The organism is Pseudomonas sp. AC016 (genome assembly GCF_979253365.1).
In genome coordinates, this window is the sequence record NZ_CEEDCC010000001.1 from 4,814,378 (window position 1) to 4,838,879 (window position 24,502).

General features: G+C 58.3%; 26 protein-coding genes. 16 read left to right on the forward strand and 10 right to left on the reverse strand.

Features of this window, described 5'->3' with window-relative positions; translation table 11 throughout:
* Positions 1-52: 52 nt before the first annotated feature.
* The 6 genes from ispF to rpoS all read left to right on the forward strand — a co-directional run bounded on the left by ispF (position 53) and on the right by rpoS (position 5,179).
* Positions 53-526: a 2-C-methyl-D-erythritol 2,4-cyclodiphosphate synthase gene (ispF, locus tag AC0IXS_RS21715; protein ID WP_004879063.1), complete on the forward strand. Its 474-nt coding sequence runs from the start codon at positions 53-55 to the stop codon at positions 524-526.
* Complete coding sequence (gene truD, locus AC0IXS_RS21720; RefSeq protein WP_057410957.1) at positions 523-1,581, forward strand: tRNA pseudouridine(13) synthase TruD; 1,059 nt, start codon at positions 523-525, stop codon at positions 1,579-1,581. The genes ispF and truD overlap by 4 nt, the downstream gene beginning before the upstream one ends.
* Positions 1,569-2,318 carry a 5'/3'-nucleotidase SurE gene (surE, locus tag AC0IXS_RS21725; protein WP_004879068.1) on the forward strand — a complete coding sequence of 250 codons (750 nt, stop codon included), beginning with the start codon at positions 1,569-1,571 and terminating at the stop codon, positions 2,316-2,318. Before truD ends, surE begins: the two co-directional genes overlap by 13 nt.
* 41 nt (positions 2,319-2,359) lie before the next feature.
* Positions 2,360-2,995 carry a protein-L-isoaspartate(D-aspartate) O-methyltransferase gene (locus tag AC0IXS_RS21730; RefSeq protein ID WP_004879071.1) on the forward strand — a complete coding sequence of 212 codons (636 nt, stop codon included), beginning with the start codon at positions 2,360-2,362 and terminating at the stop codon, positions 2,993-2,995.
* A 204-nt stretch (positions 2,996-3,199) separates the two neighbouring features.
* On the forward strand, positions 3,200-4,066 hold the full coding sequence (locus tag AC0IXS_RS21735; RefSeq protein WP_004879073.1) for a peptidoglycan DD-metalloendopeptidase family protein: 867 nt from the start codon (positions 3,200-3,202) through the stop codon (positions 4,064-4,066).
* Between the two features lie 102 nt (positions 4,067-4,168).
* The gene (rpoS, locus tag AC0IXS_RS21740) at positions 4,169-5,179 is read left to right on the forward strand and encodes an RNA polymerase sigma factor RpoS (protein WP_004879076.1); all 1,011 of its coding nucleotides are present in this window, start codon (positions 4,169-4,171) and stop codon (positions 5,177-5,179) included.
* Positions 5,180-5,713: 534 nt separating this feature from the next.
* On the opposite strand, the gene fdxA is transcribed toward rpoS, so the two are convergent.
* Both fdxA and mutS read right to left on the reverse strand, forming a co-directional pair.
* Positions 5,714-6,037: a ferredoxin FdxA gene (fdxA, locus tag AC0IXS_RS21745; RefSeq protein ID WP_057410959.1), complete on the reverse strand. Its 324-nt coding sequence runs from the start codon at positions 6,035-6,037 to the stop codon at positions 5,714-5,716.
* Between the two features lie 245 nt (positions 6,038-6,282).
* On the reverse strand, positions 6,283-8,850 hold the full coding sequence (mutS, locus tag AC0IXS_RS21750; RefSeq protein WP_161987289.1) for a DNA mismatch repair protein MutS: 2,568 nt from the start codon (positions 8,848-8,850) through the stop codon (positions 6,283-6,285).
* A 484-nt stretch (positions 8,851-9,334) separates the two neighbouring features.
* Here mutS and AC0IXS_RS21755 point away from each other — a divergent pair, with 484 nt between their 5' ends.
* From AC0IXS_RS21755 to recX, 3 genes are all read left to right on the forward strand, one after another.
* Positions 9,335-9,835, forward strand: coding sequence for a CinA family protein (locus AC0IXS_RS21755; protein WP_081021880.1), 501 nt, complete (start codon positions 9,335-9,337; stop codon positions 9,833-9,835).
* Between the two features lie 93 nt (positions 9,836-9,928).
* On the forward strand, positions 9,929-10,993 hold the full coding sequence (recA, locus tag AC0IXS_RS21760; protein ID WP_004879084.1) for a recombinase RecA: 1,065 nt from the start codon (positions 9,929-9,931) through the stop codon (positions 10,991-10,993).
* Between the two features lie 5 nt (positions 10,994-10,998).
* A complete protein-coding gene (recX, locus tag AC0IXS_RS21765; protein WP_057410962.1) occupies positions 10,999-11,466 on the forward strand; it encodes a recombination regulator RecX in 468 nt (155 codons plus the stop codon).
* Positions 11,467-11,468: 2 nt separating this feature from the next.
* Here the strand turns inward: recX and AC0IXS_RS21770 are convergent, their stop codons facing one another.
* Positions 11,469-12,587 carry an LOG family protein gene (locus AC0IXS_RS21770; protein WP_057410963.1) on the reverse strand — a complete coding sequence of 373 codons (1,119 nt, stop codon included), beginning with the start codon at positions 12,585-12,587 and terminating at the stop codon, positions 11,469-11,471.
* A 346-nt stretch (positions 12,588-12,933) separates the two neighbouring features.
* Positions 12,934-13,350 carry a quorum-sensing-regulated virulence factor family protein gene (locus tag AC0IXS_RS21775; RefSeq protein ID WP_029241694.1) on the reverse strand — a complete coding sequence of 139 codons (417 nt, stop codon included), beginning with the start codon at positions 13,348-13,350 and terminating at the stop codon, positions 12,934-12,936.
* A 218-nt stretch (positions 13,351-13,568) separates the two neighbouring features.
* Here AC0IXS_RS21775 and AC0IXS_RS21780 point away from each other — a divergent pair, with 218 nt between their 5' ends.
* The 3 genes from AC0IXS_RS21780 (at position 13,569) to AC0IXS_RS21790 (ending at position 15,611) form a co-directional block, all read left to right on the forward strand.
* Positions 13,569-14,279: a tRNA-uridine aminocarboxypropyltransferase gene (locus tag AC0IXS_RS21780; RefSeq protein ID WP_025994468.1), complete on the forward strand. Its 711-nt coding sequence runs from the start codon at positions 13,569-13,571 to the stop codon at positions 14,277-14,279.
* A 237-nt stretch (positions 14,280-14,516) separates the two neighbouring features.
* Positions 14,517-15,164, forward strand: coding sequence for a response regulator transcription factor ErdR (gene erdR, locus AC0IXS_RS21785; protein ID WP_122667635.1), 648 nt, complete (start codon positions 14,517-14,519; stop codon positions 15,162-15,164).
* Between the two features lie 81 nt (positions 15,165-15,245).
* Positions 15,246-15,611, forward strand: coding sequence for a diacylglycerol kinase (locus AC0IXS_RS21790; RefSeq protein ID WP_057410964.1), 366 nt, complete (start codon positions 15,246-15,248; stop codon positions 15,609-15,611).
* A 14-nt stretch (positions 15,612-15,625) separates the two neighbouring features.
* Here AC0IXS_RS21790 and AC0IXS_RS21795 read toward each other — a convergent pair whose 3' ends face one another.
* Positions 15,626-16,552: a LysR family transcriptional regulator gene (locus AC0IXS_RS21795; RefSeq protein ID WP_004879099.1), complete on the reverse strand. Its 927-nt coding sequence runs from the start codon at positions 16,550-16,552 to the stop codon at positions 15,626-15,628.
* Positions 16,553-16,675: 123 nt separating this feature from the next.
* Here AC0IXS_RS21795 and fpr point away from each other — a divergent pair, with 123 nt between their 5' ends.
* Positions 16,676-17,455, forward strand: a complete 780-nt coding sequence (gene fpr / locus AC0IXS_RS21800; RefSeq protein WP_002554680.1) for a ferredoxin-NADP reductase — start codon at positions 16,676-16,678, stop codon at positions 17,453-17,455.
* Between the two features lie 49 nt (positions 17,456-17,504).
* Here the strand turns inward: fpr and tsaA are convergent, their stop codons facing one another.
* From tsaA to rimO, 5 genes are all read right to left on the reverse strand, one after another.
* Entirely contained in the window at positions 17,505-18,212 is a 708-nt protein-coding gene (gene tsaA / locus AC0IXS_RS21805) for a tRNA (N6-threonylcarbamoyladenosine(37)-N6)-methyltransferase TrmO (protein ID WP_122667634.1), read from the reverse strand.
* Between the two features lie 10 nt (positions 18,213-18,222).
* Positions 18,223-18,684, reverse strand: coding sequence for a YehS family protein (locus tag AC0IXS_RS21810; protein WP_004879103.1), 462 nt, complete (start codon positions 18,682-18,684; stop codon positions 18,223-18,225).
* A gap of 69 nt (positions 18,685-18,753) precedes the next feature.
* Positions 18,754-19,464, reverse strand: a complete 711-nt coding sequence (locus tag AC0IXS_RS21815; RefSeq protein WP_025994466.1) for an rRNA pseudouridine synthase — start codon at positions 19,462-19,464, stop codon at positions 18,754-18,756.
* Positions 19,465-19,555: 91 nt separating this feature from the next.
* Positions 19,556-19,999 (reverse strand): GNAT family N-acetyltransferase, encoded by a 444-nt coding sequence (locus AC0IXS_RS21820; RefSeq protein WP_057410967.1) that lies wholly within the window; start codon positions 19,997-19,999, stop codon positions 19,556-19,558.
* 112 nt (positions 20,000-20,111) lie between these two features.
* Positions 20,112-21,455, reverse strand: coding sequence for a 30S ribosomal protein S12 methylthiotransferase RimO (rimO, locus tag AC0IXS_RS21825; protein WP_004879110.1), 1,344 nt, complete (start codon positions 21,453-21,455; stop codon positions 20,112-20,114).
* Between the two features lie 278 nt (positions 21,456-21,733).
* On the opposite strand from rimO, the gene AC0IXS_RS21830 reads away from it, so the two are divergent.
* From AC0IXS_RS21830 to AC0IXS_RS21840, 3 genes are all read left to right on the forward strand, one after another.
* The gene (locus AC0IXS_RS21830; protein WP_268873447.1) at positions 21,734-22,045 is read left to right on the forward strand and encodes a type II toxin-antitoxin system RelE/ParE family toxin; all 312 of its coding nucleotides are present in this window, start codon (positions 21,734-21,736) and stop codon (positions 22,043-22,045) included.
* Positions 22,038-22,361 carry a helix-turn-helix domain-containing protein gene (locus AC0IXS_RS21835; protein ID WP_025994463.1) on the forward strand — a complete coding sequence of 108 codons (324 nt, stop codon included), beginning with the start codon at positions 22,038-22,040 and terminating at the stop codon, positions 22,359-22,361. The genes AC0IXS_RS21830 and AC0IXS_RS21835 overlap by 8 nt, the downstream gene beginning before the upstream one ends.
* Positions 22,362-22,574: 213 nt before the next feature.
* Positions 22,575-24,470, forward strand: a complete 1,896-nt coding sequence (locus AC0IXS_RS21840) for a potassium transporter Kup (RefSeq protein ID WP_057410968.1) — start codon at positions 22,575-22,577, stop codon at positions 24,468-24,470.
* The last annotated feature ends 32 nt before the right edge of the window (positions 24,471-24,502 follow it).

Genomic DNA, 24,502 nt, shown 5'->3' on the forward strand with positions numbered 1-24,502 from the left:
CCGTGCCAAAGCAGGTAGAATCACGCCCTGACTTTTTTCAGGGCGTTTTTTTATGCGTATTGGCCACGGCTATGATGTGCACCGTTTCGCTGAAGGCGACTTCATCACCTTGGGCGGCGTGCGGATTGCGCACGGTTTCGGTCTTCTGGCCCACTCCGATGGCGACGTTTTGCTGCACGCTCTGAGCGACGCACTGCTAGGCGCTGCGGCGCTGGGCGACATCGGCAAGCATTTTCCGGACACGGATCCGCAGTTTAAAGGCGCGGACAGCCGCGTGCTGCTGCGTCACGTGCTCAAGCAAGTGCAGGCCAAGGGCTGGAAGGTCGGTAACGTCGATGCCACCATCGTCGCCCAGGCACCTAAAATGGCGCCTCATATCGACGCCATGCGCGCGCTGATTGCCGAAGACCTGCAGGTCGAACTGGATCAGGTCAACGTCAAGGCCACCACCACTGAAAAACTCGGCTTCACCGGCCGCGAAGAAGGCATCGCTGTGCATGCCGTCGCGTTGTTGCTGCGCGCATGACCGAACTTGAATTGTTAGGCCCAACGGCCTGGGGCAAGGCACTGGGAAGCGCTGTTCTCAAGGCAACCGCCGAAGATTTTCAGGTCGATGAAGTGCTCGATATTCCGCTTTCGGGCGATGGCGAGCATCTGTGGCTGTGGGTCGAGAAACGTGGCCTCAATACCGAAGAAGCCGCGCGCCGTCTGGCCCGGGCTGCTGGTGTTCAATTGCGTACGGTCAGCTATGCCGGTTTGAAAGACCGTCAGGCGCTCACCCGTCAATGGTTCAGTATTCAGTTGCCGGGCAAGGCCGACCCCGATCTGTCCGCCGCCCAGGACGAGACGCTGCAGATCCTCAGCATGAGTCGCCACAAGCGCAAACTGCAGCGTGGCGCGCACGCAGCCAATGGTTTCACCTTGCGCCTGACTCAATTGGCGGCTGACAAGGACGCGCTGAATCAGCGGCTCGAGTCGATCGCCCGGCTCGGAATTCCCAACTACTTCGGCGCTCAGCGCTTCGGCTATCAGGGCGGTAACCTGGGCGAGGCTCGCGATTATGCCTCCCGTCAGGCCTTGCCCGAGCAGCGCGCGGTCCGCTCGCGTCTGCTGTCGACGGCCCGCAGCTACCTGTTCAATCAGGTTCTTGCCGCACGCGTTGCCAATGGCAGCTGGCAGCATGCCCAGGTCGGTGATCTGCTGGCGTTCACCGACAGCCGCAGCTTTTTCCCGGCCGGCGTTGAGGAATGCAGTGATCCGCGGCTGGCCATTCTGGACCTGCACCCGACCGGTCCGCAGTGGGGCGCAGGTCCTTCTCCGGCGCTGGGCAAGACCGCAGAGCTTGAAAACGCCGTCGCAGCTGAGCATCCGGCGCTTCGCGACTGGTTGATCAGGGCGGGAATGGAACACGAACGTCGCATCCTGCGGCTGCCCATTGGGCGGCTGACGTGGCATTATCCCGAGCCTGACATTCTGCAACTGGAATTCGTCCTTCCGCCTGGATGCTTTGCCACCGTATTGGTGCGCGAGCTTGTCGATCTGGTGCCGGTTGGGCAGACGGACAGCCCATGCGTATTCTGATTTCAAACGATGACGGGGTCAGCGCGCCCGGCCTTGCGGCGCTCTATGGCGCGCTGGCGGACTACACTGAATGCGTGGTGATTGCCCCCGATCAAGACAAGAGTGGTGCCAGCAGTTCGCTGACACTCGACCGGCCTCTGCATCCGCAGACGCTGGCCAATGGTTTTATCAGTCTGAACGGTACGCCGACCGACTGCGTGCATCTGGGGCTTAACGGCCTGTTGGAGCGTGAACCGGATATGGTGGTTTCAGGGATCAATCTGGGCGCCAACCTTGGCGATGATGTGCTGTACTCAGGTACGGTCGCCGCGGCACTGGAAGGCCGTTTTCTGCAACGGCCGTCGTTCGCCTTCTCGTTTCTGTCGCGCCAGCCGGACAACCTCGCCACGGCCGCGCATTACGCACGCCTGCTGGTCGAGGCCCACGAGCAACTCGATCTTCCACCGCGTACGGTGTTGAACGTGAACATCCCGAATCTGCCGCTGGAGCACATCCGTGGCATTCAACTGACCCGGCTGGGTCATCGCGCCAGAGCTGCAGCGCCGATCAGGGTCGTCGATCCCCGAGGACGTGCCGGTTACTGGATAGCGGCCGCAGGCGATGCCGAGGATGGCGGCGCCGGGACTGACTTTCATGCGGTCATGCAGGGCTATGTCTCGATTACGCCGCTGCAACTGGACCGTACCTATCAGGATGGTTTCAGCAGCCTGAACACCTGGCTGGAGGGACTGCGCTGATGTCACGCGAGCAAGATGACCTGTTACGTCGCGGGATCGGGATGACCTCGCAGCGTACTCGCGAGCGCTTGATTCAACGCCTGTACGAAGAAGGTGTGTCGAACAATCATGTGCTGGATGTGATCCGCAAGACGCCACGTCACCTGTTCGTCGACGAGGCGCTGGCGCATCGCGCCTATGAAGACACTGCATTGCCCATCGGACATAACCAGACGATTTCCCAGCCTTACATGGTGGCCCGCATGAGCGAGCTTCTGCTGGCGGCAGGGCCGCTGGACAAGGTGATGGAGATCGGTACCGGCTCGGGCTATCAGACAGCCGTGCTGGCGCAACTGGTGGAGCGGGTGTTCTCGGTCGAGCGCATCAAGGTCCTGCAGGACCGTGCCAAGGAGCGTCTGGTTGAACTCAACCTGCGCAACGTGGTTTTCCGCTGGGGTGATGGCTGGGAGGGATGGCCGGCGCTGGCCCCTTACAATGGCATCATCGTCACGGCAGTGGCTACCGACGTGCCGCAGGCGTTGCTTGATCAACTGGCTCCCGGTGGACGGCTGGTCATTCCGGTCGGCGCGGGCGAGGTCCAGCAATTGATGCTGATCATTCGTGAGGAAAACGGCTTTTCCCGACACGTATTGGGAGCCGTGCGTTTCGTGCCGCTATTGAACGGCCCTCTTGCCTGAAAAACGCCAGCGGTCACGAGTGAATTCTGGCGCCTGTCATCGGTCTACAACCGTCTGTTCATGAGAACGATGGCAAAATTGCATCGAATCATGAGGCGGATCTTCCATTACACCGTTTTTGATGCGTTTTAAGCACTGGCTGCCCGCCGTTCTTGCGGCACAATAGGCATCTTTGAATTCAGTCACCAGTAAAGGGAGTGGCGGGTGAGTCACACAGTCATTCAGCAGCTCAGGTCTTCGAGAAGTTATCAGCGTCTGTTGATTGGCATTGCGCTCAGTGTCCTCTTGGTCGGCTGTTCAAGTTCGCCCTCAGGCGGTGTCCGCGTGGTCGACCGCAACGGCAACGCTGTGGCCCAGCGTCCTACGGTCACGACCGGTCAGTACGTCGTCAAACGCGGCGATACGCTGTTTTCCATTGCGTTCCGTTACGGCTGGGACTGGAAAGCACTGGCTGCCCGCAACCAGATTCCCGAACCGTTCACCATCAAACCCGGTCAGACGATTCGCTTTGACGGGCGCTCCTCTTCAACACAGAGCGTAGCGTCGGCACCTGCATCGGGTCGTCCGGTGACCAGCACTTCAACGACGACCAGCAATTCGGGATCGGTGAAAACGACGGTAATGTCCAAGCCGGTGGCGGTTGTACCTGTTGTCATTCCGCCTTCCGCAACCACTGCGACCGGGCCTGCAGGCAAGTCTCCCAGCGGTTGGACCTGGCCTTCGAGTGGCATATTGATAGGAAAATTTTCCTCAAACGGTAGTTTGAATAAAGGAATTGATATCGCCGGTGATTTGGGACAGCCTGTTTTGGCAGCGTCTGATGGTTCAGTTGTTTACGCCGGAAGTGGATTACGGGGCTACGGCGAATTGATCATCATCAAACACAGCGATACCTACGTCAGTGCCTACGGTCATAACCGCAGGCTTTTGGTACGGGAAGGACAGCAGGTCAAGGCTGGGCAGACGATTGCCGAAATGGGGTCAACAGGAACTGACCGGGTGAAACTGCATTTTGAGATTCGCCGACAAGGTAAACCTGTAGACCCATTGGAATTCCTGCCACGTCGTTGATTGTTGCCGCCTGTTCCTGACGCAAAAGGAACAGGCTCAAGCGTTGCCACGGATATAGGCGTCGCTGGAGCTTGAGGTCGAACTCACCAAAGGACTATAACAATGGCTCTTAGCAACGAAGCGCCGGAGTTTGACATCGATGATGACGTGCTTCTCATGGAAGCTGGCATTGTCCTGGAGCAATCGCCGAACGAGAAGCAGCCGTCTACTGCCGCCTCGGGTCGTGCGAAGGCCAAGCCGTCGTCATCGCTCAAACAACATAAATATATTGATTACACTCGGGCGCTCGACGCTACCCAGTTGTATCTCAATGAAATAGGGTTCTCTCCGCTGTTGTCTCCGGAAGAAGAAGTTCACTTTGCGCGTTTGTCGCAACGTGGAGATCCGGCTGGGCGCAAACGCATGATTGAAAGCAATCTGCGGCTGGTGGTGAAAATCGCCAGACGTTACGTCAATCGTGGTCTTTCATTGCTTGATCTGATCGAAGAAGGCAACCTGGGCCTTATCCGGGCGGTCGAAAAATTCGATCCTGAACGCGGTTTCCGTTTTTCTACCTACGCCACATGGTGGATTCGCCAGACCATTGAACGAGCCATCATGAATCAGACCCGGACCATCCGGTTGCCGATTCATGTCGTCAAGGAACTGAACGTCTACCTGCGTGCGGCCAGAGAACTGACCCAGAAGCTCGACCACGAACCGTCTCCTGAAGAGATCGCCAACCTGCTGGAAAAACCGGTAGGTGAGGTCAAGCGCATGCTGGGTCTCAACGAGCGGGTATCTTCGGTTGATGTATCGCTTGGGCCGGATTCTGACAAGACGTTGCTCGATACGCTCACAGACGATCGTCCTACAGACCCTTGTGAGCTTCTGCAGGATGTCGATCTTTCGCAAAGCATTGATCAGTGGCTGTGCGAGCTGACCGAAAAGCAGCGCGAAGTGGTCATACGCCGTTTCGGACTGCGGGGACATGAAAGCAGTACGCTTGAAGATGTAGGTCTGGAAATCGGACTCACGCGTGAGCGTGTTCGACAGATCCAGGTCGAGGGCCTCAAGCGTCTTCGTGAAATCCTTGAGAAAAACGGTCTTTCGAGCGAATCGCTCTTCCAGTAAAAAACTTCAGCCGCGTTACAAGAGCCGACCTGAGCAACCTGTTCATGTCGGCTTTTTATATGGTCTTCATCATTCAAAGACTGCTCGAAGGTATGGAGCCCGATCCCCGAAAGCGTCCCCATGAGACACATGCCGTGTACGTCATTGCGTACACAACCTGTAAGTTATCCAGGCTTTGTAAGTGAGATTTACCAAACATTCGTTTCATGTGCCTCTTAACCCCCTGATCCCTATGAGTTTATAAAACCGTTAAGGTAGAAGCGGAAATATTTTGGCGCGCTTGGCTGGTTGCCGTGCTGCGCCAAATCTCTACTATCAGGGCTGTACCAACGGACCGGTACAGGCTTTCAAGGATGAAGGTCAGGGACATCGCATGAGGCGATTCATCAGGATGATGAAAAGGGATTACAGGGATCAGGAAAAAATGTGGGCGGGTCATACCGCCCCTTTTTATCGAGACTTCATCAGCTCAGTAGCTTCATCTCATTCAGAATGAAAAAAGGCCCTCAAGAGGGCCTTTTTTGAGTCCGGATTCTAGCGTTCCAGATCTGCAATCTTGCCTGTCTTGCCGTCCCACTCTGCCGCATCCGGCAGTGCCTCCTTCTTCTCTGTGATGTTCGGCCATACCTCGGCAAGCTCGGCGTTGAGCTCGATGAAGTTTTCCATACCGGCCGGAATCTCGTCTTCGGAGAAAATGGCGTTCGCAGGGCACTCAGGCTCACACAGTGCGCAGTCGATGCACTCGTCCGGGTGAATCACCAGGAAGTTCGGGCCCTCGTAGAAGCAGTCCACCGGACAGACTTCCACACAGTCGGTGTACTTGCACTTGATGCAGTTGTCGGTGACGACGAAGGTCATTTCTAATTCTCTCCTCAGGCGGCTGCGGCAGAGCCCTTCCAGACAGGGTTGCCAGGTTCGGGACGGTTCCCGGCCCTATGAAAACACGTGCTTTTGATGAAGGCCTTGAAGCAGTTTGACTGCATCGCCTGCCACTCACCCTTGGTTCGCTGCGTCTTCACGCGGCTCGAACGGCTGCTCAGCCAGGCTAAAAGCTGAGCGCATCCCAGACCGCGCGGGATTCTAACAGCATGTAACGGCTCACGTCACAGTCGAGTTTGCAATGTGTATAGCAAATCCAGCGCCTGACGCGGTGTGAGATCGTCGACCTTGACCTTCGACAGTTCATCGAGCACCGGGTGCGGCAAGCTGGCAAACAGATCGCTCTGCATGGGCGCTGCCTGTTTGCCCGGTTTGGTGCGCGGCTGCTCGTGAGGCAGGCTGGTGGTCTCCAGGCGCTGCAAATGCTCTTTGGCGCGCGTGATGACTTTGCCTGGTACCCCCGCCAGTTGTGCGACCGCCAGGCCGTAGCTCTGGCTGGCAGGTCCCGGCAGAACGCGGTGCAGGAATACGATCCGCTCGTTATGTTCGGTAGCGTTCAAGTGCACGTTGCTGACCAGTGGCTCGCTTTCCGGCAGAACGGTCAGCTCGAAGTAGTGCGTGGCGAACAGGGTGTAGGCGCGCAGTTGGGCGAGGCATTCTGCCGCAGCCCAGGCGAGGGACAGACCATCGAAGGTGCTGGTCCCGCGGCCGACTTCGTCCATCAGCACCAGGCTGCGGTCGGTCGCGTTGTGCAGGATATTGGCTGTTTCGCTCATTTCCACCATGAACGTCGAGCGTCCGCCCGCCAGATCATCGCTGGAGCCGATCCGGGTGAATATCCGGTCTACCAGTGACAGTTCACATTGAGCGGCGGGCACGAAGCTGCCGATGTGCGCGAGCAGGACAATCAGCGCCGTCTGACGCATGTAGGTCGATTTACCGCCCATGTTCGGACCGGTGATGACAAGCATGCGGGTGCTGTCATCCAGTGCCAGATCGTTGGCCACGAACGGTGTCGACAACACCTGCTCGACCACCGGGTGACGACCCTGCTCGATACGCATGCAGGGCTCTGCCACAAAGCGCGGGCAATTGAGGTCCAGATTCAGTGCGCGTTCGGCAAGGTTGCTCAGCACGTCCAGCTCGGCCAGTGCCGACGCCGTATCCTGCAGTGGGGCAAGATGGCCGATCAGGTCTTCGAGCAATGCTTCGTAAAGCATTTTCTCCCGGGCCAGCGCGCGACTTTTGGCCGACAGGGCCTTGTCTTCGAACTCCTTGAGTTCCGGCGTAATGAAGCGCTCGGCACCCTTTAGGGTCTGGCGACGGATGTAATCGGCGGGCGCCTGTTCAGCCTGTTTGCTGGGCAGTTCGATGAAGTAGCCATGAACCCGGTTGTAGCCGACTTTCAGGTTGGCCAGGCCGGTCCGGGACTTCTCGCGTGCTTCCAGATCGATCAGGAACTGGCCGGCGTTCTCGCTCAGCGATTGCAGCTCGTCCAGCTCCGCGTCGTAACCGGTCTTGAGTACGCCACCGTCACGAATCACCGCAGGCGGGTTATCGATGATTGCCCGCTGCAGCAGGTCAGCCAGCTCTGGATAAGTGCTGGCGGTGTGCGCCAGTTGTTGCAGGTGTGGCGCTTCCAACTCGCTCATCGCCTGTTGCAATTCGGGCAGTGCGCTCAAGGCGTCGCGCAGGCGTGCCAGGTCACGAGGACGCGCATTGCGCAGGCCGATACGGGCCAGAATCCGCTCGATGTCACCGATTTCTTTCAGTTGCGGCTGCAGGTTTTCGAAACGGTAGCGTTCCAGAAAGCAGGTAATCGACGTCTGACGCGCCTGCAGAATGGTCAGGTCGCGCAGCGGGCGATTCAGCCAGCGGGTCAGCAGGCGCGTGCCCATGGCTGTCTGGCAGCGGTCCATGACCGATTGCAGCGTGTTGTCGCGCCCGCCTGACAGGTTGGTGTCCAGTTCCAGGTTGCGGCGGCTGGCGCCGTCCAGAATTACGGTATCGTCCAGACGCTCGTGACGCAGGCTGCGCAGGTGCGGCAAGGCGGTGCGCTGGGTTTCCTTGGCATAGCTCAACAGGCAGCCCGCCGCGCCGATCGCCAGGGTCAGCATTTCACAGCCAAAGCCCTTGAGGTCCTGAGTCGCGAACTGCTGACACAGACTTTTGTGCGCCGAGTCGCGCTCGAAATCCCAAGGGGCGCGGCGACGTGAGCCGCGACGTTTTTCGGCAGGCAGACCCTGAGGCCAGTCATCCGGGATCAGCAGTTCGACCGGATTGATGCGCTCGAGCTCGGCCAGCAGGTTCTCCCAGCCCTTGATCTCCAGCACGCTGAAATTGCCGCTGGTGATGTCCAGCACGGCAAGACCGAACAGACGTTCGTCACCAAGCACGGCGGCGATCAGGTTGTCCCGCCGCTCGTCGAGCAGCGCTTCGTCGCTGATGGTGCCCGGCGTAATGATGCGCACAACCTGGCGATCGACAGGCCCCTTGCTGGTCGCCGGATCACCGATCTGCTCGCAGATCACCACCGATTCGCCCAGCTTCACCAGCTTTGCCAGGTAGCCTTCCGCTGCGTGGTACGGGATGCCGCACATGGGAATACTCTGGCCCGCCGACTGACCGCGTGCCGTCAGCGTAATATCCAGCAACTTGGCGGCCTTTTTGGCGTCTTCATAGAAGATCTCGTAAAAGTCGCCCATGCGATAGAACATCAACTGATCCAGATGCTGATTCTTCAGCTTCCAGTACTGCTGCATCATGGGAGTGTGCGAAGAGAGGTCGGAAATTGCTTTATTCATCAGTGGCTTGGGCAAGTTCTTGAGAAGAGTGGGTAAACCTCGGGGTGCGACGTGTGATCCCTCCGTTTACCGAGGGATGTCTGCCGAGTGTTTGCGATGGGCGCAAGGTTATCACGCGCGTTGCGCGGGTGCAGTCCCGGTTTGGTGAAGGCCCAATCGTGACCCCGGGTTTCCGCAGGCCCACAGCTTAGTGATTGCTGTATAGACTCCTGGAACCACCACCGTCTGTGAGTGGTGGCCTATGAAAAAGGACTTTTATATGGCACTTAAACGAGCAAGGGATTCGGTTACCGGGCGCTTCATTCCCTTGGATGAGGCGAAACGCAGGCCAAGGGAAACGACGGTCGAAACGGTCAGAAAGCCTGTTTCGAAAAAGAAGCAACGTACATGATCGGGCAAGCGGCTTTCCTTACAGCCGCTTGTTTCAGCAGGTCGGATTTCAAGGATCAGCAGATTTGAACGGGAATATACTGTGGATGACATAACCCGGCTTGCCGCCTCGCTTGGCGAGCTTCTGCAAACGATAGGTGCGCAGGTCACGACTGCCGAGTCCTGCACGGGCGGCGGCATCGCCGAAGCCATCACGCGTACAGGCGGCAGCTCCGGCTGGTTCGAGGCTGGCTACGTCACTTATTCCAATAATCAGAAAACGCGACAGCTGGATGTTCCGCAAGGCTTGTTCGACAGCGTCGGCGCGGTCAGCCAGGCTGTCGTCGAAGCCATGACCCGCGGCGCCCAGCGCAACAGTGGTGCAAGGTTCGGCGTCGCGGTCAGCGGCGTGGCGGGGCCTGGCGGCGGCTCGGTCGAAAAGCCGGTCGGTACGGTCTGGATCTGCTGGGGTGACGGCGACAGGCTCATTGCTCAGCGCCACTGGTTCGCTGGCGACCGCGAGCAGGTGCGCCGACAAACGGTAAAAGCCGCGCTGAAGGGGCTCATCGCGCTCGCATGCGGAGAAATGCCAAAACAGGGGTAGGCGAGCGTCGATCCCTGTGGAATAATACTGTCTACTTATACAGGTGTTGTGGCCATCAAGGCCCTAATTGAATTTGATTACGTGAGGACTTCAATGGACGACAACAAGAAGAAAGCCTTGGCTGCGGCCTTGGGTCAGATCGAGCGTCAGTTCGGTAAAGGTGCCGTGATGCGCATGGGCGACCATGACCGTCAGGCGATTCCTGCCATTTCCACCGGTTCGCTCGGTCTGGATATCGCACTCGGTATTGGTGGTCTGCCAAAAGGCCGTATCGTTGAGATCTACGGTCCCGAGTCTTCCGGTAAAACCACACTGACACTGTCGGTCATCGCTCAAGCCCAGAAAATGGGCGCGACCTGTGCGTTCGTCGATGCCGAACACGCACTTGATCCCGAGTACGCAGGCAAGCTGGGCGTCAACGTCGACGACCTGCTGGTCTCGCAGCCGGATACCGGTGAACAGGCTCTGGAAATCACCGACATGCTGGTGCGCTCCAACGCCATCGACGTGATCGTGGTCGACTCCGTTGCCGCTCTGGTTCCGAAGGCCGAGATCGAAGGCGAGATGGGTGACATGCACGTGGGTCTGCAGGCACGTCTGATGTCTCAGGCGCTGCGCAAGATCACCGGTAACATCAAGAACGCCAACTGCCTGGTGATCTTCATCAACCAGATCCGTATGAAGATCGGTGTGATGTTCGGTAGCCCGGAAACTACCACCGGTGGTAACGCACTGAAATTCTACGCTTCGGTACGTCTGGACATCCGTCGTACTGGTGCTGTGAAAGAAGGCGACGAAGTGGTCGGCAGCGAGACCCGCGTCAAGGTCGTCAAGAACAAGGTGGCTCCGCCGTTCCGTCAGGCCGAGTTCCAGATTCTTTACGGAAAGGGTATCTACCTCAACGGCGAAATTATCGATCTGGCCGTACTGCACGGTTTCCTCGAGAAGTCCGGTGCCTGGTACAGCTATCAGGGCAGCAAGATCGGTCAGGGCAAGGCCAACTCGGCCAAGTTCCTGGCAGATAACCCGGAAATCGGTAACGCCCTCGAGAAGCAGATTCGCGACAAGCTGCTGACGCCTGGCGTTGATACCAAAGCTGTTGGTTCCCGCGAGCCTGCAGTGGCTGACGACATGGCTGAAGCAGACGCCGATAGCTGATATCCATGTCTGCCGTGCTTGATACACCCGTCGCCGTCAGGCGAACTGCAATGGACCTGCTCGCGCGACGCGAGCATGGTCGAGTCGAGCTGACGCGAAAACTGCGTCAGCGCGGCGCCTCCCCTGAGCATATCGAAGCCGTTCTTGATCGTCTGATCGAGGAAGGCCTGCTCTCTGAATCCCGTTACCTTGAAAGCTTTGTTTCCTATCGGTCTCGTTCGGGCTACGGGCCTGTACGTATCCGTGAAGAGCTGAGTCAACGTGGCTTGCAGCGTGCTGATATCGAGCAGGCGCTCAGAGAGTGCGGCGTGGACTGGCAGGAAAAGCTTCAGGAAACCTGGCAGCGCAAGTTTGCCGGGCGCATGCCTGCTGACGCGCGTGAACGTGCCCAACAGGGCCGCTTCCTGAGTTACCGAGGCTACCCGCTGGACATGATCGGCCGCCTGTTGAGCGGCCGAGGCATGGACGATTGATATCAGGCGTTCAACGGTTCGCGTTGATGCGCTGACTGTTGTTCACCCGAGGGTTTCGACCAGTTCTCCGGCGAGTTGATGTAGTCCACCAGCTCTCGAAGCCGACCCTGATTACGTCCGGTAAAGGTGAAAGCCAGCCGCGTCAGATGGCTGAATTGAGCCTCATCGTGTTCCTCACCCTGATAACCGTGCTGGTGAAATCCCTCGCTGACACACAAGTCGGCAAAGGTCTCCTGCATGTGCGCAAGCGCCTGCTCGCTGAGCGCATGGTGCATGCGAATCACGAACTTGCTCTTCAGCCAGCGGCTGGAATGGTAGTTGCTGTAGAACCGTTTGATTTCATCCACAGCTTCGTCGGTGCTGTAGACCAGCCGCATCAGCTTCATGTCGGCGGGAAGAATGTAGTGGTTGTCTTCCAGTTGCGTCTTGATGAAGTCCAGCGCGCTTTGCCAGAAGCTGCCGCCCGGCGTATCCAGCAATACGATAGGCACCAGCGGGCTTTTCCCGGTTTGAACCAGTGTCAGTACTTCCAGTGCTTCATCCAGCGTGCCGAAACCGCCCGGGCACAGCACCAGCGCGTCGGCTTCCTTGACGAAGAACAGCTTGCGGGTAAAGAAGAAGTGGAAGGGCAGCAGGTTTTCCGTGCCCTCTACCGTCGCGTTGGCATGTTGCTCGAAGGGCAGGGTGATGTTGAAGCCCAGGCTGTGCTTGAGGCCTGCTCCCGCATGAGCCGCAGCCATGATGCCGCCGCCTGCTCCGGTGATCACCATCATGTCGGACTGCGCCAGTTTAGCGCCCAGGTCCGTGGCCTGCGCATACAGAGGATGTTCCAGTGGCGTTCGGGCCGAGCCGAACACTGTCACCTTGCGCCGCCCCTTGAATCGCTCCAGTACGCGGAAGGCGTTGTCCAGTTCGCGCAGGGTCTGCAGGGTTATCTTGGCGTTCCAGCGATTGCGATCATCCTGAGCCATGCGCAGCACGGTCAGCATCATGTCTCGGTAAAGCGCAAGATTGGGGCTTCCTGGCGCGACCTGATGAATGTGTTCTTCAATCTTGCCGGTCAGGTCCAGGCCATTGCTTTGAAAGTGTCTGGACAGAAGATCGTTAGGTACATACGGCATTCAATATATCTCCTCCTGCAGGTTCCTCGATCCGCTCCAGCCTGATCGTCAAAAAGATGAGCTGAGCGATACCGGATCGTATGGATTCTGTCTGTTTCCCTGGTTCACAAGAAACGATAGGGGCACATGAACGTGTCGTTCTGTCGTCCACGTGCCTGAAAAGTACCGGTTGGCTGTCAGAAGTTTATAGCGCCAGTCTGGCTTGTGTGTCGAATCGATGATGTGCCGACGCCTTCAAAAAGGCCATCGGTTCTCGGTTCGTCTTCAGGTTGGAGGCGCTGCAGGATGTCTCGAAACGAGACTGGCGTGCGCCTGAGGGGCAGGCGCACGGGAAGGGCAGAGCGGCTTATTTCTTGGGTTTGACCGTGCAGTCCGAGGCCTGGAAGGTCTGGGTCGCGATCGCTTTGTTAGTCTTGTACTCGGTGAACTGATACTTGAGCACGGCACCTTTGGTCATCAGCTGACGGTAGCCATTGTTATGGCAGACGCTGTTGCCCAACTGGTTACGCATGGCGTCCGGGTTGGCGCGCATTTGCTGCGCCTGGCCTTCCCGTACGCTCAGGTGGTTGATCAGTGCGTTACCATCGACGGTGTAGCCCTGATCCAGAATGTCTTCGTTGATCGCTCGAGGCGTACCGACGCTGCTTTCCTTCGCGACTTTTTCCAGCATCTTGCTGAGTTCGAACTCCTGCTTTGACGCCGCCTGGGCGCACAGCGGAGCAACGAGCAAAAGCGTAAGGGTAGGGGCGATGAGGCGCAGCATTAAACTCTCCTGATTAAGTAGCTGGCCGTTGGACCAGCGACTTCAAAGTGCGTTCCGGGATAACCTGCCGACTGCGGGTCTGGATGGCGCAGCAGTATAAGACAGGACTCTTCACACAGCCTAGGGTTGAACGGTCGGCGCTCTGATAAACTGCGCACACTTTATTCCTGCCGAGTTCTCGTGGTGTCGATGTATTCCCTCAGTTGGTGCGTGCTGCAATGAGCCACGCCGTCTCCCGCCTGCGCGATGAGCGACTGGCCCGCAGTACCAAACCGTTCATCGCCCGTGGCTCGCGTGCGCCACGTTGCCCGGATTGCCGGGTCATCTCCAGCTACTGTTTATGTGCATGGCGACCCAAGGTCGCGGCTGATTCGGGCATGTGCCTGCTGATGTACGACACCGAGCCTTTGAAACCGACCAATACCGGCTGGCTGATTGCCGATGTCATCGAAGACACGCACGCGTTCGGCTGGTCGCGCATCGAGGTCGACGAGCAGCTGCTGGCGTTGCTGGATGATCCGCAATGGCAACCGTACATCGTGTTTCCGGGTGAGTTCGTCGCGAGAGAGCGGGTAGTGACCCAGGTGTCACGCGAAGACGGCAAGCGGCCGTTGTTCATTCTGCTGGACGCCACCTGGACCGAAGCACGCAAGATGTTTCGCAAAAGCCCGTATCTTGAGAAGTTTCCGGTGCTGAGCCTGGAGCCCGAGCAGATATCTCGCTACCGATTGCGGCGGTCCAGGCGCGATGACCATTTCTGTACGGCAGAAGTGGCTGCGCTGTGCCTGGAATTGGCCGACGATGTCAGCGCCAGTGGCGTGCTTGATGCTTATCTGGATGTGTTCAGCGCTCATTATCTGGGCGCCAAGTACCAGCGACCGATTGATCCGGATGACGCGGCGCACAACCATTTAAAGGCTTTTATATAGCCTGCCCGGCGTTAACTGCTTCGGTGGTTGGCTGATTGCCATCTTATCCTCGGCTCCGGGGTGCTTCATGCTTGACCGTCATGGTGTTGCTGGGCATGCTTGGCGCCGCTTGGACGCCGATTCACCGGGTTTGGTGCTGCACCTGCCCTATCGGGCAACGTGAATTTGCCGGCATTTCCGGATGCCCTGCTGAGCGGCCTGCGTTGCGGGCCCTCACTATGAAAACAGGATCAACACATGACCTACGACATCCTGATCGCCGACGATCATCCTCTGTTTCGCAGTGCGCTGCGGCAGGCGTTGAGCATCGGTCTGGGGCCTGATGCACGGCTGGTCGAGGCAGAAAGCATCGCGCAACTGGAATCGCATCTGGAGCAGAAGACAGACTGGGATCTGGTATTGCTTGATCTGAACATGCCCGGCGCCTATGGCTTTTCCGGTCTTGTGCTGTTGCGGGGGCAATACCCGCAGATCCCTGTCGTCATGGTGTCGGCGCAGGAAGAGGCGTCCATCGTTGTTCGCTCCAGAGAATTCGGTGCCAGCGGTTTCATTCCCAAGTCCAGTTCGCTTGAGGCCATTCAGCATGCGGTGCGTACCGTTCTGGGGGGCGACGTGTGGTGGCCGCCGCAGGTCAACGAAACCATCAGCGTGTCGGATGAGGCCAAAGCCGCCAGTGCCGGGCTCGCCAGCCTGACGCCGCAGCAGTTCAGGGTGTTGACCATGGTGTGTGAGGGACTGTTGAACAAGCAGATCGCTTTTGAGCTGAGCGTCTCTGAAGCCACCATCAAGGCCCATGTGACCGCGATCTTCCGCAAGCTGGGCGTGCGTACCCGGACCCAGGCAGCGTTGCTGCTGCAACAACTCGAATCGATCTCCGCCAGCTAACCGCCAGTCATGGAAATGTTCACGCTTTTTTGACCTGCGTTCCCTTAGCTTTCCTCTTCCTTACAGTACAGCAGCCTCTCTATGTCGCCCTTCAAAGGCCAAACCGGTCTGAAACGAATCCTCAACGCCGCAGGTTATTCCCTGGATGGCCTGACCGCCGCTTTCAAGGGCGAAGCCGCTTTCCGTCAGCTGGTGCTGCTCAATGTGGTGCTGATTCCGCTGTCGTTTTTTCTGACTGTCAGTAAAGGCGAGCACGCATTGCTGATAGCCGTGTGTCTGTTGGCGTTGATCGTCGAGTTGCTCAACTCCGCTGTCGAGGCGGCCATCGACCGGATCTCTCTGGACCTGCATCCGCTGTCCAAGAACGCCAAGGATATGGGCAGCGCTGCACAGTTCATTGCCTTGACCATGATCGGTCTGGTGTGGGGCATCGTTCTGCTGGGCTGAACCTGAATCGTTGATCAGTACAGGCTCGGGAGCACGATTTCGTCGCTGCGCTGCACTCCGGCGGTAAATGCCCGGCAGAGGTCGAGAAATTCGCGCATGGCGGAGGTCTGGTACTTCTGTTTGTGCCAGATGAAGTAGAACTGCCGGGACAGGTCCAGATCCGGGGTGGTCAATTCCACCAGATTGCCACGACGAAACGCATCGCGCAGCGCCAGCCTGGAAATGCAGCCGATGCCGAGCCCTGATTCCACCGCACGTTTTATGGCCTCGGTGTGCTCCAGTTCCAGCTTCACGTTCAGACCGTTACGGTGATGACGCATGGCCTGATCGAACGTCAGCCGGGTGCCGGATCCCTGCTCGCGCAGAATCCAGGCTTCGCGCGTCAGTTCCTCCAGTGTGGCCTGGCCTCGCTTGGCCAGCGGATGCTGCGGCGCACAGAACACCACCAGTTCATCTTCGACCCAGGACTGCACTTCAATATCGGGGTGGCTGCAATCGCCCTCGATCAACCCCAGGTCGATTTCGTAATGCGCCACCTGTTGCACGATGTGCGCCGTATTCTGCACATGCAGTTTCACCTGGCTTTCGGGATGACGCTGCATGTAGCCACCGATCAACAGCGTCGCCAGATAGTTGCCGATGGTCAGCGTCGCGCCGACGGCCAACGAGCCGAAACCTGACTTGCCGTTGAGCAGGTCTTCGATTTCCTTGGCCTGATCGAGCAGGGCAACCGCCTGGGGCAACAACTGGCGTCCCGTGGCATTGAGGCTCAGTCGTTTGCCGGCGCGGTCGAAGAGCTGGCAGCTGGACTGACGCTCCAGTTCGGTGATCGATGTACTGGCAGCCGACTGTGAGAGTGAAAGCAGCACGGCAGCGCGTGAGACGCTTTCCTGCTGGGCGACGGCGACAAAGACCTGAAGTTGACGAAGAGTGAATCGCATATCTATATAACCGATAACCCATATCTTGATAATTCATTTAACAGATATTGTGTCTGCCACTAGAATATCGCGCAATAGCGCCGTGCCCCTGCGCGCACGAAATTTTCAGGAGTTCCCACGTACATGAGCAACATGAACCACGAGCGTGTCCTCAGCGTCCATCACTGGAACGACACCCTCTTCAGTTTCAAGTGCACCCGCGACCCTGGTCTGCGTTTCGAGAACGGTCAGTTCGTCATGATCGGTCTGCAGCAGCCAAACGGTCGTCCGCTCATGCGTGCGTATTCGATTGCCAGCCCTAACTGGGAAGAGCATCTGGAGTTCTTCAGCATCAAGGTGCCTGACGGTCCGCTGACCTCGCAGTTGCAGCATCTCAAGGAAGGCGACGAGATCATCATCAGCAAGAAGCCTACGGGCACGCTGGTGCTGGACGATCTCAAGCCGGGCAAGCATCTTTATCTGCTCAGCACTGGCACAGGCCTGGCGCCGTTCATGAGCGTGATTCAGGACCCCGAGACCTATGAGCGTTTCGAAAAGGTCATCCTGTGCCACGGCGTGCGTTACGTGAACGAAGTCGCCTACCGCGAGTTCATCACCGAGCACTTGCCGCAGAACGAGTTCTTCGGTGAGGCGCTGCGTGACAAGCTGATCTACTACCCGACCGTGACCCGTGAGCCGTTCGAGAACGAAGGCCGCCTGACTGATCTGATGCGGAGCGGCAAGCTGTTCAGCGACATCGGTCTGCCGCCGATCAATCCTCAGGACGACCGCGCCATGCTGTGCGGCAGTCCGAGCATGCTCGACGAGACCAGCGAAGTGCTCAACAGCTTCGGCCTGACCGTGTCCCCACGCATGCGTGAGCCTGGCGATTACCTGATCGAGCGTGCATTCGTCGAGAAGTAAGCCGGGTTGAAAAAAACCGCCTCACCCTTGCGCAGGATGAGGCGGTTTTTTATTGGCCGGAAACTTGTGCCGGGACCACTTCCAGCACGCAAATGACGCCTGACTGGGGGTAATGCCAGCGAACATCCAGATCCCAGAACTGCGCACCGTAGCGACGTTCGGGCGTGGGCACCTGATAGGCAGGCCGCGGGTCCTGAGCCAGACATTGCTCGATCAGTTCCACCAATGGTTCGCCCAGTCTCAAGGCATGCTCGTGCGCCTGAATCAGCGCGGCGTCCTGCCAGTGCACCGGAATCAGCTCGGGCGCAGCGCTGGCCATCGAGTTGGTCGCGCTCTCGACAGCGTCGGCGTAGGGCACGTAGGGCTTGATGTCCAGCACCGGCGTGCCGTCCAGCAGGTCGATACCCGACAACCAGAGGCGTCCGGCTTCGACTTTATCCAGCCTGACCACTGATTGACCGATGCCATTGGGGCGATGAGTCGCGCGAGTGGCGAACACGCCCATCGACTGATTGCCGCCCAGGCGAGGCGGGCGAACTTTCAAGCGCGGCTTGTCTTCAAGCGCCAGATGAAACAGGAACAGCAGCCAGACATGGCTGACCTGCTCCAGACCCTGTACCGCTTCGCCCTGATCGAAAGGGGCGACCAGTTCCAGTACGCCACGCGCGGCTGGCGCCAGGTGTGGCTGACGCGGAATGGCGAACTTCTCCTTGAAGCAGGAGCGCACGTAGCCGACCGGTGAAACGGTATGGGTCATGCCCGCCGACTCAGCCGCGAACGCGCAGGGTCAGGCCCTTGAGGAAGTTACGCAGCAATTGGTCGCCGCATTCGCGGTAATTGGTATGGCCCACCTTGCGAAACAGCGCGCTCAGCTCCGGCTTGGAGACCGGAAAGTCGACGGACTTGAGGATTGCGTGCATGTCGTCCTCTTTCAGCTCGAAGGCCACGCGCAGCTTTTTCAGCACAATGTTGTTGGTGATCGGCAGATCGATGGCTTGAGGTGGGCGGCTCTCGTCCTTGCCTCGCTTGAAGTAGACCAGACCGTCCAGAAAGTGCGCCATGATCTCATCGCTGCAATCCAGATAGCCTTCTTCTTCCTCTTTCTTCATGAAAGCAATGACGTCGCTCTTGGAGACCTCAAAACCGGTCAGTTTTGTGATTTCGACAATCTTGCTGTCGCTGATATCGAGCATGTAGCGCACGCTGCGCAATACATCGTTGTTCATCATGAGCGGTGAGTCCTGTAAGTCTTTTGACGGCGCACGAGCAAATGCGTACGCCCGGTAATGAGGGGAAAGTTAGAACTTTTCCTTGGTTGTCATGTAGCGCCATTGCCCTTCGGGCAGCTTGCCCATGGACACGCCACCAATGCGGATGCGGCGAACGGAGACGATTTTCAGGCCGACGGCCTCGCAGAGCTGGGCGATGACGCCTGGCTGAGGATTCTTCATGGCGAAACGCAGGCGGTTCTCGTTCTGCCAGCTGGCTTTGACCTTCGGCAATTCCTTGCCCTTGTAGGTCAACCCGTGGTTCAGGCGGTTCAGCCCATGAGGGACCATCTCGCCGGAGATCTCCACCACGTATTCCTGCTCGATCTTGCTGCGGTCGTCGGTGAGTTTGCGCAGGATTTTCCAGTCCTGGCTGAACACCATCAGGCCGCTGGCGTTGGCCTGCAGGCTGGAGATCGCTTCAAGCCGCAGAAAGTGCCCTTTGAGCGGGCGCTTGCCATAGCTGTGTTCTTCGGACAGGGTGCCCGGCGTGATCATCTGCAAAGCGCTTTCGGCAGTCACCGAGGCGGGCGTGTGAAAGATGATCGTGACCGGCTCCGGCGAATCCGCCTTGGCATCAGGGCTCAGCTCGACCTTCTGGGTATCGACCTTGAATTGCGGCTCCTCGACCACCACGCCATCCACGGTGACCCAGCCGCCCTCGATGAACAGTTCGGCCTCCCGGCGGGAGCAGCCGACCAGGTCGATGAGGCGTTTGGAGAGGCGAATGGGGTCTGTCATGAAAGAAGCCGTTTACTGATGAGAAAGGCGCCATTGTAACCGCCTGCGCCGGGTTAATCGCGGCAACATTGCAATTGCGCCTTCAGTCATGTCAATCGCGGCGGCTCAGGTGCAGCCTGAGCATCGGATAGGGGCTGCCCAGACCATCGACTTCGGAACGGCTGACCACTTCGAAACCGTGCTTGAGATAGAAGCCCAGCGCCTGCGGATTCTGTTCGTTCACATCCAGCTCGTAGATGTGGAACTGTGAGATCGCGTGAGTCAGCAGCTGTGAGCCCATTCCTTCCCCCCGGTGCTCAGGGTCGATGAACAGCATGTCGAGTTTGCTCCGGTTGACGCCTGCAAAGCCGGTGATGTCCAGTTGCGCGTCACGGGTACAGAACAGGGTCACACTGTCCAGATATTGCCTGAGCAGCAGATCTTTCAACAGCGTGATGTAGGCGTCTGGCAGAAAGTCATGAGTGGTGCGTACCGAGCGCTCCCACAGGTCTACCAAAGCCGGGTAGTCGTTCTTGTCTGGAATGTAGAATTCCATCGGCCAGCGCTCCCAGTTTCCAGTCCGTACGTTTGTCCATAGACCGCAAAACTCAACGAAAAAGCCCTGCCGTTTTGAAGGGCAGGGCTTTTTCCGGCAGGTGGAGCCAGCGTCAGATGATTTCGGCCCACAGGTCGTATTCATCGGCATCGGTCACGCGGCACATGATCTTGTCACCCGGCTTGACCGTGCTGTCGTCTTCCAGGCCGATGAACACGTTACCGTCGATTTCAGGGGCATCGAAGAAGCAGCGGCCAACCGCACCGCGTTCATCGACTTCGTCGATCAGCACTTCGATCTCGCGACCGATTTTCATCTGCAGGCGAGCGGCGCTGATGGCCTGCTGGTGCGCCATGAAGCGGTCCCAACGGTCCTGTTTGACATCATCCGGCACAATGGCGGCGTCCAGCAGGTTCGCGGGCGCACCTTCGACCGGTGAGTACTGGAAGCAGCCGACGCGGTCCAGTTGGGCCTCGGTCAGCCAGTCCAGCAGGTACTGGAAGTCTTCTTCGGTCTCACCGGGGAAGCCGACGATAAAGGTCGAGCGGATGATCAGGTCAGGGCACTGCTCGCGCCAGTTCTTGATGCGGGCCAAGGTCTTGTCCTCGAAGGCAGGGCGCTTCATCAGTTTGAGGACCTTGGGGCTGGCGTGCTGGAACGGGATGTCCAGGTACGGCAGGATCTTGCCGGCCGCCATCAGCGGGATCAGCTCGTCAACGTGCGGGTACGGATAAACGTAATGCAGGCGGACCCAGACGCCCATGGAGCCCAACGCCTGACACAGCTCGGTCATGCGGGTCTTGACCGGCTGGCCGTCCCAGAAACCGGTGCGGTACTTGACGTCAACGCCGTAGGCACTGGTGTCCTGCGAGATCACCAGCAATTCCTTCACGCCGGATTTGACCAGACGCTTGGCTTCGTCGAGCACATCGCCTACCGGGCGGCTGACCAGTTTGCCACGCATCGACGGAATGATGCAGAAGCTGCAGCTGTGGTTACAGCCTTCGGAAATCTTCAGGTACGCGTAGTGACGCGGTGTGAGCTTGATGCCCTGCGGCGGCACCAGATCGATCAGCGGATTGTGATCGTGGCGCGGCGGCACGACTTCGTGCACGGCATTGACGACCTGCTCATACTGTTGAGGACCGGTCACCGACAACACGCTCGGGTGGACCTTGCGAATGACGCTTTCATCCACGCCCATGCAGCCGGTCACGATCACCTTGCCGTTTTCCGCCAGTGCCTCACCGATCACTTCCAGCGACTCGGCCTTGGCCGAGTCAATGAAGCCGCAGGTATTGACGACAACCACGTCGGCGTCTTCGTAAGTCGGAACGACTTCGTAACCTTCCATGCGCAGCTGAGTCAGGATGCGTTCGGAGTCAACGAGCGCTTTCGGACAACCCAGAGAGACGAATCCAACCTTGGGGGCGGATGGCGTGGTGACGGTGGACATGGCGAACCTCGGCGTGATGGGGCCTGGACACTACGTGCAGGCACCGATTGGGCGCTTGGTTGCGCCTCTGATCAAAAAGTGCGCAATTCTAGCGATGAGCGGGCGTGATGACCAGTGTCTGTGCGAGATTTACGACGAGTGCGGAACGTCTTCAAGGTTTGAAACAGGATTGTCAATTGATCCTATACCCAAATGGGTATATTTTGTCCGTGTTGGTAAGGATAGGCGATCTCGCAGTGAAGCCATTGTATTGGTTGTTTGGCAGTAAGAAAGACCTGTTGGCGATGCCCGAGGATGTGCAGGATGTATTCGGGTATGCGCTCCATCAGGCTCAGCAGGGAAACAAGCATACTCAAGCTGTACCCTTGAAAGGCTTTTCCGGGGCTGGTGTGCTTGAGGTTGTTGAGGATTATGACGGGGATACTTACCGGGCGGTTTATACCGTCAAGTTTGGAAATGCGGTCTATGCCTTGCATTGCTTTCAGAAGAAGTCGACCTCAGACATCAAGACGGCGCAACACGACATTGATCTGATCAAATCTCGACTCAAAGCAGCAGAAGAACATGCCAAGGGGACTAAAAATGACTGATATCGAAGAAAGTAGCGGCAATGTCTACGCAGACCTCGGCCGAGGCGACGCCAGCGAAATGTTGATCAAGGCGCAACTAGCCACCAAGATAGGCGCCATTATCAAGGCTCGACATCTTACTCAGGTCGAAGCTGCTCGAATCCTTGCGATGCCTCAACCCAAGGTGTCGGAAATGCTCAGGGGAAAATTCAGAGGTATCAGCGAGTCCAAGATGATCGATTGCCTCTCTCGTCTTGGGCGTGATGTCCAGATAGTTGTAAAGACAGCGCCCCGCTCGCGTGGTGGTGAAGGGCGAGTTGAGGTTGTCTTTGCTTAAAGGCACTGAATAGATCTAAGGCCCACCTGTCGGTGGGCTTTTTCTTGGGCGTTGACATGATGTGCCCATCTTAGAAAGAGAATTACACCCACCGCTGCGTTATGCTTCGCGCCATCGCATCCCGGCATGTCAATGTCTGGGCGGATCTGAATTGTTACGCGTTGTGAAGTTCATAGTGCTTTGAGCCTCATGTCTGGTTTCCGGGAGTAGTGGATGAGTCAAACAAACAGTCATGAAGGTTCTGGAAAGGCGGCCAGGCCTGTTGGGCTGCTGATCGCAGCGGTAGGCGTGGTGTATGGCGATATCGGCACCAGCCCGCTGTATACGCTCAAGGAGGTGTTTCAGGGCGGCTACGGGGTCGAAGTCACGCACGACGCGATTCTCGGTGTTCTGTCGCTGATTTTCTGGTCGCTGATCTGGGTGGTGTCCTTCAAGTACATGGTCTTCATCCTGCGTGCCGATAACCAGGGCGAGGGCGGCATCATGGCCCTGACGGCACTGGCGCGACGGGCTACTGCCAGGTTCCCCAAGCTGCAGATGTTGATGGTGGTGTTCGGCCTGTTCGGTGCGGCGCTGTTCTACGGCGACAGCATGATCACGCCTGCCGTATCCGTATTGTCGGCGATGGAAGGTCTCGAGCTGGCGTTCGACGGGCTGGAGCACTGGATCGTGCCGATGGCATTGGTGGTGTTGATCGGTCTGTTCCTGATTCAGAGGCACGGTACGGCGCGCATCGGTGTGCTGTTCGGTCCGGTGATGGTCACATGGTTTGTAGTGCTGGGCGCGCTGGGTGTCTACGGCATCATGCAGTCGCCGGAAGTGCTCAAGGCGGTGAATCCTGCCTGGGGCGTGCACTTCTTCATTATTCATCCTGGCATCGGTGTCGCCATTCTTGGCGCAGTGGTGCTGGCGTTGACGGGTGCCGAAGCCCTGTATGCAGACATGGGGCACTTCGGCCGCAAGCCGATTTCGCGGGCGTGGTTCATCCTCGTGTTGCCGGCGTTGCTGCTCAACTACTTCGGTCAGGGTGCGCTGGTGCTGGGCAACCCCGAGACCGTGCGCAATCCGTTCTATCTGCTGGCGCCGGGTTGGGCGCTGCTGCCACTGATCGGCCTGTCGACCATGGCGACGATCATTGCCTCTCAAGCGGTGATTTCCGGTGCGTTCTCCATGACGCTGCAGGCCATCCAGCTTGGCTACATCCCTCGCATGTACATCCAGCACACCTCCAGTGATGCACAGGGCCAGATTTACATCGGCGCCGTAAACTGGGCGCTGATGGCGGGCGTGATCATGCTGGTGATCGGCTTCGAGTCTTCCGGCGCGCTGGCTTCTGCCTACGGCGTGGCGGTGACCGGGACCATGCTCTGCACCACGATTCTGGTGTCTTCGGTGATGCTGCTCCTGTGGAAATGGCCGCCATTGCTGGCCGTTCCGCTATTGATAGGGCTGTTGCTGGTAGACGGTCTGTTCTTCGCTGCCAACGTGCCGAAGATTTTCCAGGGCGGTGCCTTTCCGGTGCTGGCGGGCGCCGTGCTGTTCATCCTCATGACCACCTGGAAGCGCGGCAAGCAGTTGCTCGCCGAGCGTATCGACGAAGGCGGTCTGCCGCTGCCGATCTTCATCGGCAGCATTCGCGTGCAGCCGCCGCATCGGGTGCAGGGTACGGCGGTGTTCCTGACGGCCCGTTCCGATGCCGTGCCGCATGCGCTGCTGCACAACATGCTGCACAACCAGGTGTTACACGAGCAGGTCGTGCTGTTGACGGTTGTCTACGAGGATACTCCGAGGGTTCCCGCTCAGCAGCGTTTCGAGGTTGAGTCATACGGAGAAGGGTTCTACCGCGTGATTCTGCACTTCGGGTTCATCGACGAGCCGGACGTACCCGCTGCGCTCGCCCTGTGTCACTTGGCCGAACTGGACTTCAGCCCGATGCGCACCACCTACTTCCTGAGTCGCGAGACGGTCATTCCGTCGAAGATGGTCGGCATGGCTCGCTGGCGCGAAGCACTGTTCGCCTTCATGCTCAAGAACGCCAACGGCAACCTGCGCTTCTTCAAGCTGCCGTTCAACCGCGTGATCGAGCTGGGTACGCAAGTCGAGATGTAAGCTGGCAAATATACTGCCCGCAAACAAAAATC

Coding starts and splice junctions, on each gene's coding strand:
- erdR (WP_122667635.1), top strand. CDS start 14,517: ATGACCTACGACATCCTGATCGCCGACGATCATCCTCTGTTTCGCAGT.
- AC0IXS_RS21770 (WP_057410963.1), bottom strand. CDS start 12,587: ATGCCGTATGTACCTAACGATCTTCTGTCCAGACACTTTCAAAGCAAT.
- rimO (WP_004879110.1), bottom strand. CDS start 21,455: ATGTCCACCGTCACCACGCCATCCGCCCCCAAGGTTGGATTCGTCTCT.
- AC0IXS_RS21775 (WP_029241694.1), bottom strand. CDS start 13,350: ATGCTGCGCCTCATCGCCCCTACCCTTACGCTTTTGCTCGTTGCTCCG.
- AC0IXS_RS21780 (WP_025994468.1), top strand. CDS start 13,569: ATGAGCCACGCCGTCTCCCGCCTGCGCGATGAGCGACTGGCCCGCAGT.
- AC0IXS_RS21835 (WP_025994463.1), top strand. CDS start 22,038: ATGACTGATATCGAAGAAAGTAGCGGCAATGTCTACGCAGACCTCGGC.
- AC0IXS_RS21820 (WP_057410967.1), bottom strand. CDS start 19,999: ATGGAATTCTACATTCCAGACAAGAACGACTACCCGGCTTTGGTAGAC.
- tsaA (WP_122667634.1), bottom strand. CDS start 18,212: ATGACCCATACCGTTTCACCGGTCGGCTACGTGCGCTCCTGCTTCAAG.
- AC0IXS_RS21730 (WP_004879071.1), top strand. CDS start 2,360: ATGACCTCGCAGCGTACTCGCGAGCGCTTGATTCAACGCCTGTACGAA.
- ispF (WP_004879063.1), top strand. CDS start 53: ATGCGTATTGGCCACGGCTATGATGTGCACCGTTTCGCTGAAGGCGAC.
- recX (WP_057410962.1), top strand. CDS start 10,999: ATGTCTGCCGTGCTTGATACACCCGTCGCCGTCAGGCGAACTGCAATG.
- fpr (WP_002554680.1), top strand. CDS start 16,676: ATGAGCAACATGAACCACGAGCGTGTCCTCAGCGTCCATCACTGGAAC.
- recA (WP_004879084.1), top strand. CDS start 9,929: ATGGACGACAACAAGAAGAAAGCCTTGGCTGCGGCCTTGGGTCAGATC.
- fdxA (WP_057410959.1), bottom strand. CDS start 6,037: ATGACCTTCGTCGTCACCGACAACTGCATCAAGTGCAAGTACACCGAC.
- AC0IXS_RS21840 (WP_057410968.1), top strand. CDS start 22,575: ATGAGTCAAACAAACAGTCATGAAGGTTCTGGAAAGGCGGCCAGGCCT.
- surE (WP_004879068.1), top strand. CDS start 1,569: ATGCGTATTCTGATTTCAAACGATGACGGGGTCAGCGCGCCCGGCCTT.
- AC0IXS_RS21815 (WP_025994466.1), bottom strand. CDS start 19,464: ATGACAGACCCCATTCGCCTCTCCAAACGCCTCATCGACCTGGTCGGC.
- truD (WP_057410957.1), top strand. CDS start 523: ATGACCGAACTTGAATTGTTAGGCCCAACGGCCTGGGGCAAGGCACTG.
- AC0IXS_RS21795 (WP_004879099.1), bottom strand. CDS start 16,552: ATGCGATTCACTCTTCGTCAACTTCAGGTCTTTGTCGCCGTCGCCCAG.
- AC0IXS_RS21790 (WP_057410964.1), top strand. CDS start 15,246: ATGTCGCCCTTCAAAGGCCAAACCGGTCTGAAACGAATCCTCAACGCC.
- rpoS (WP_004879076.1), top strand. CDS start 4,169: ATGGCTCTTAGCAACGAAGCGCCGGAGTTTGACATCGATGATGACGTG.
- AC0IXS_RS21810 (WP_004879103.1), bottom strand. CDS start 18,684: ATGATGAACAACGATGTATTGCGCAGCGTGCGCTACATGCTCGATATC.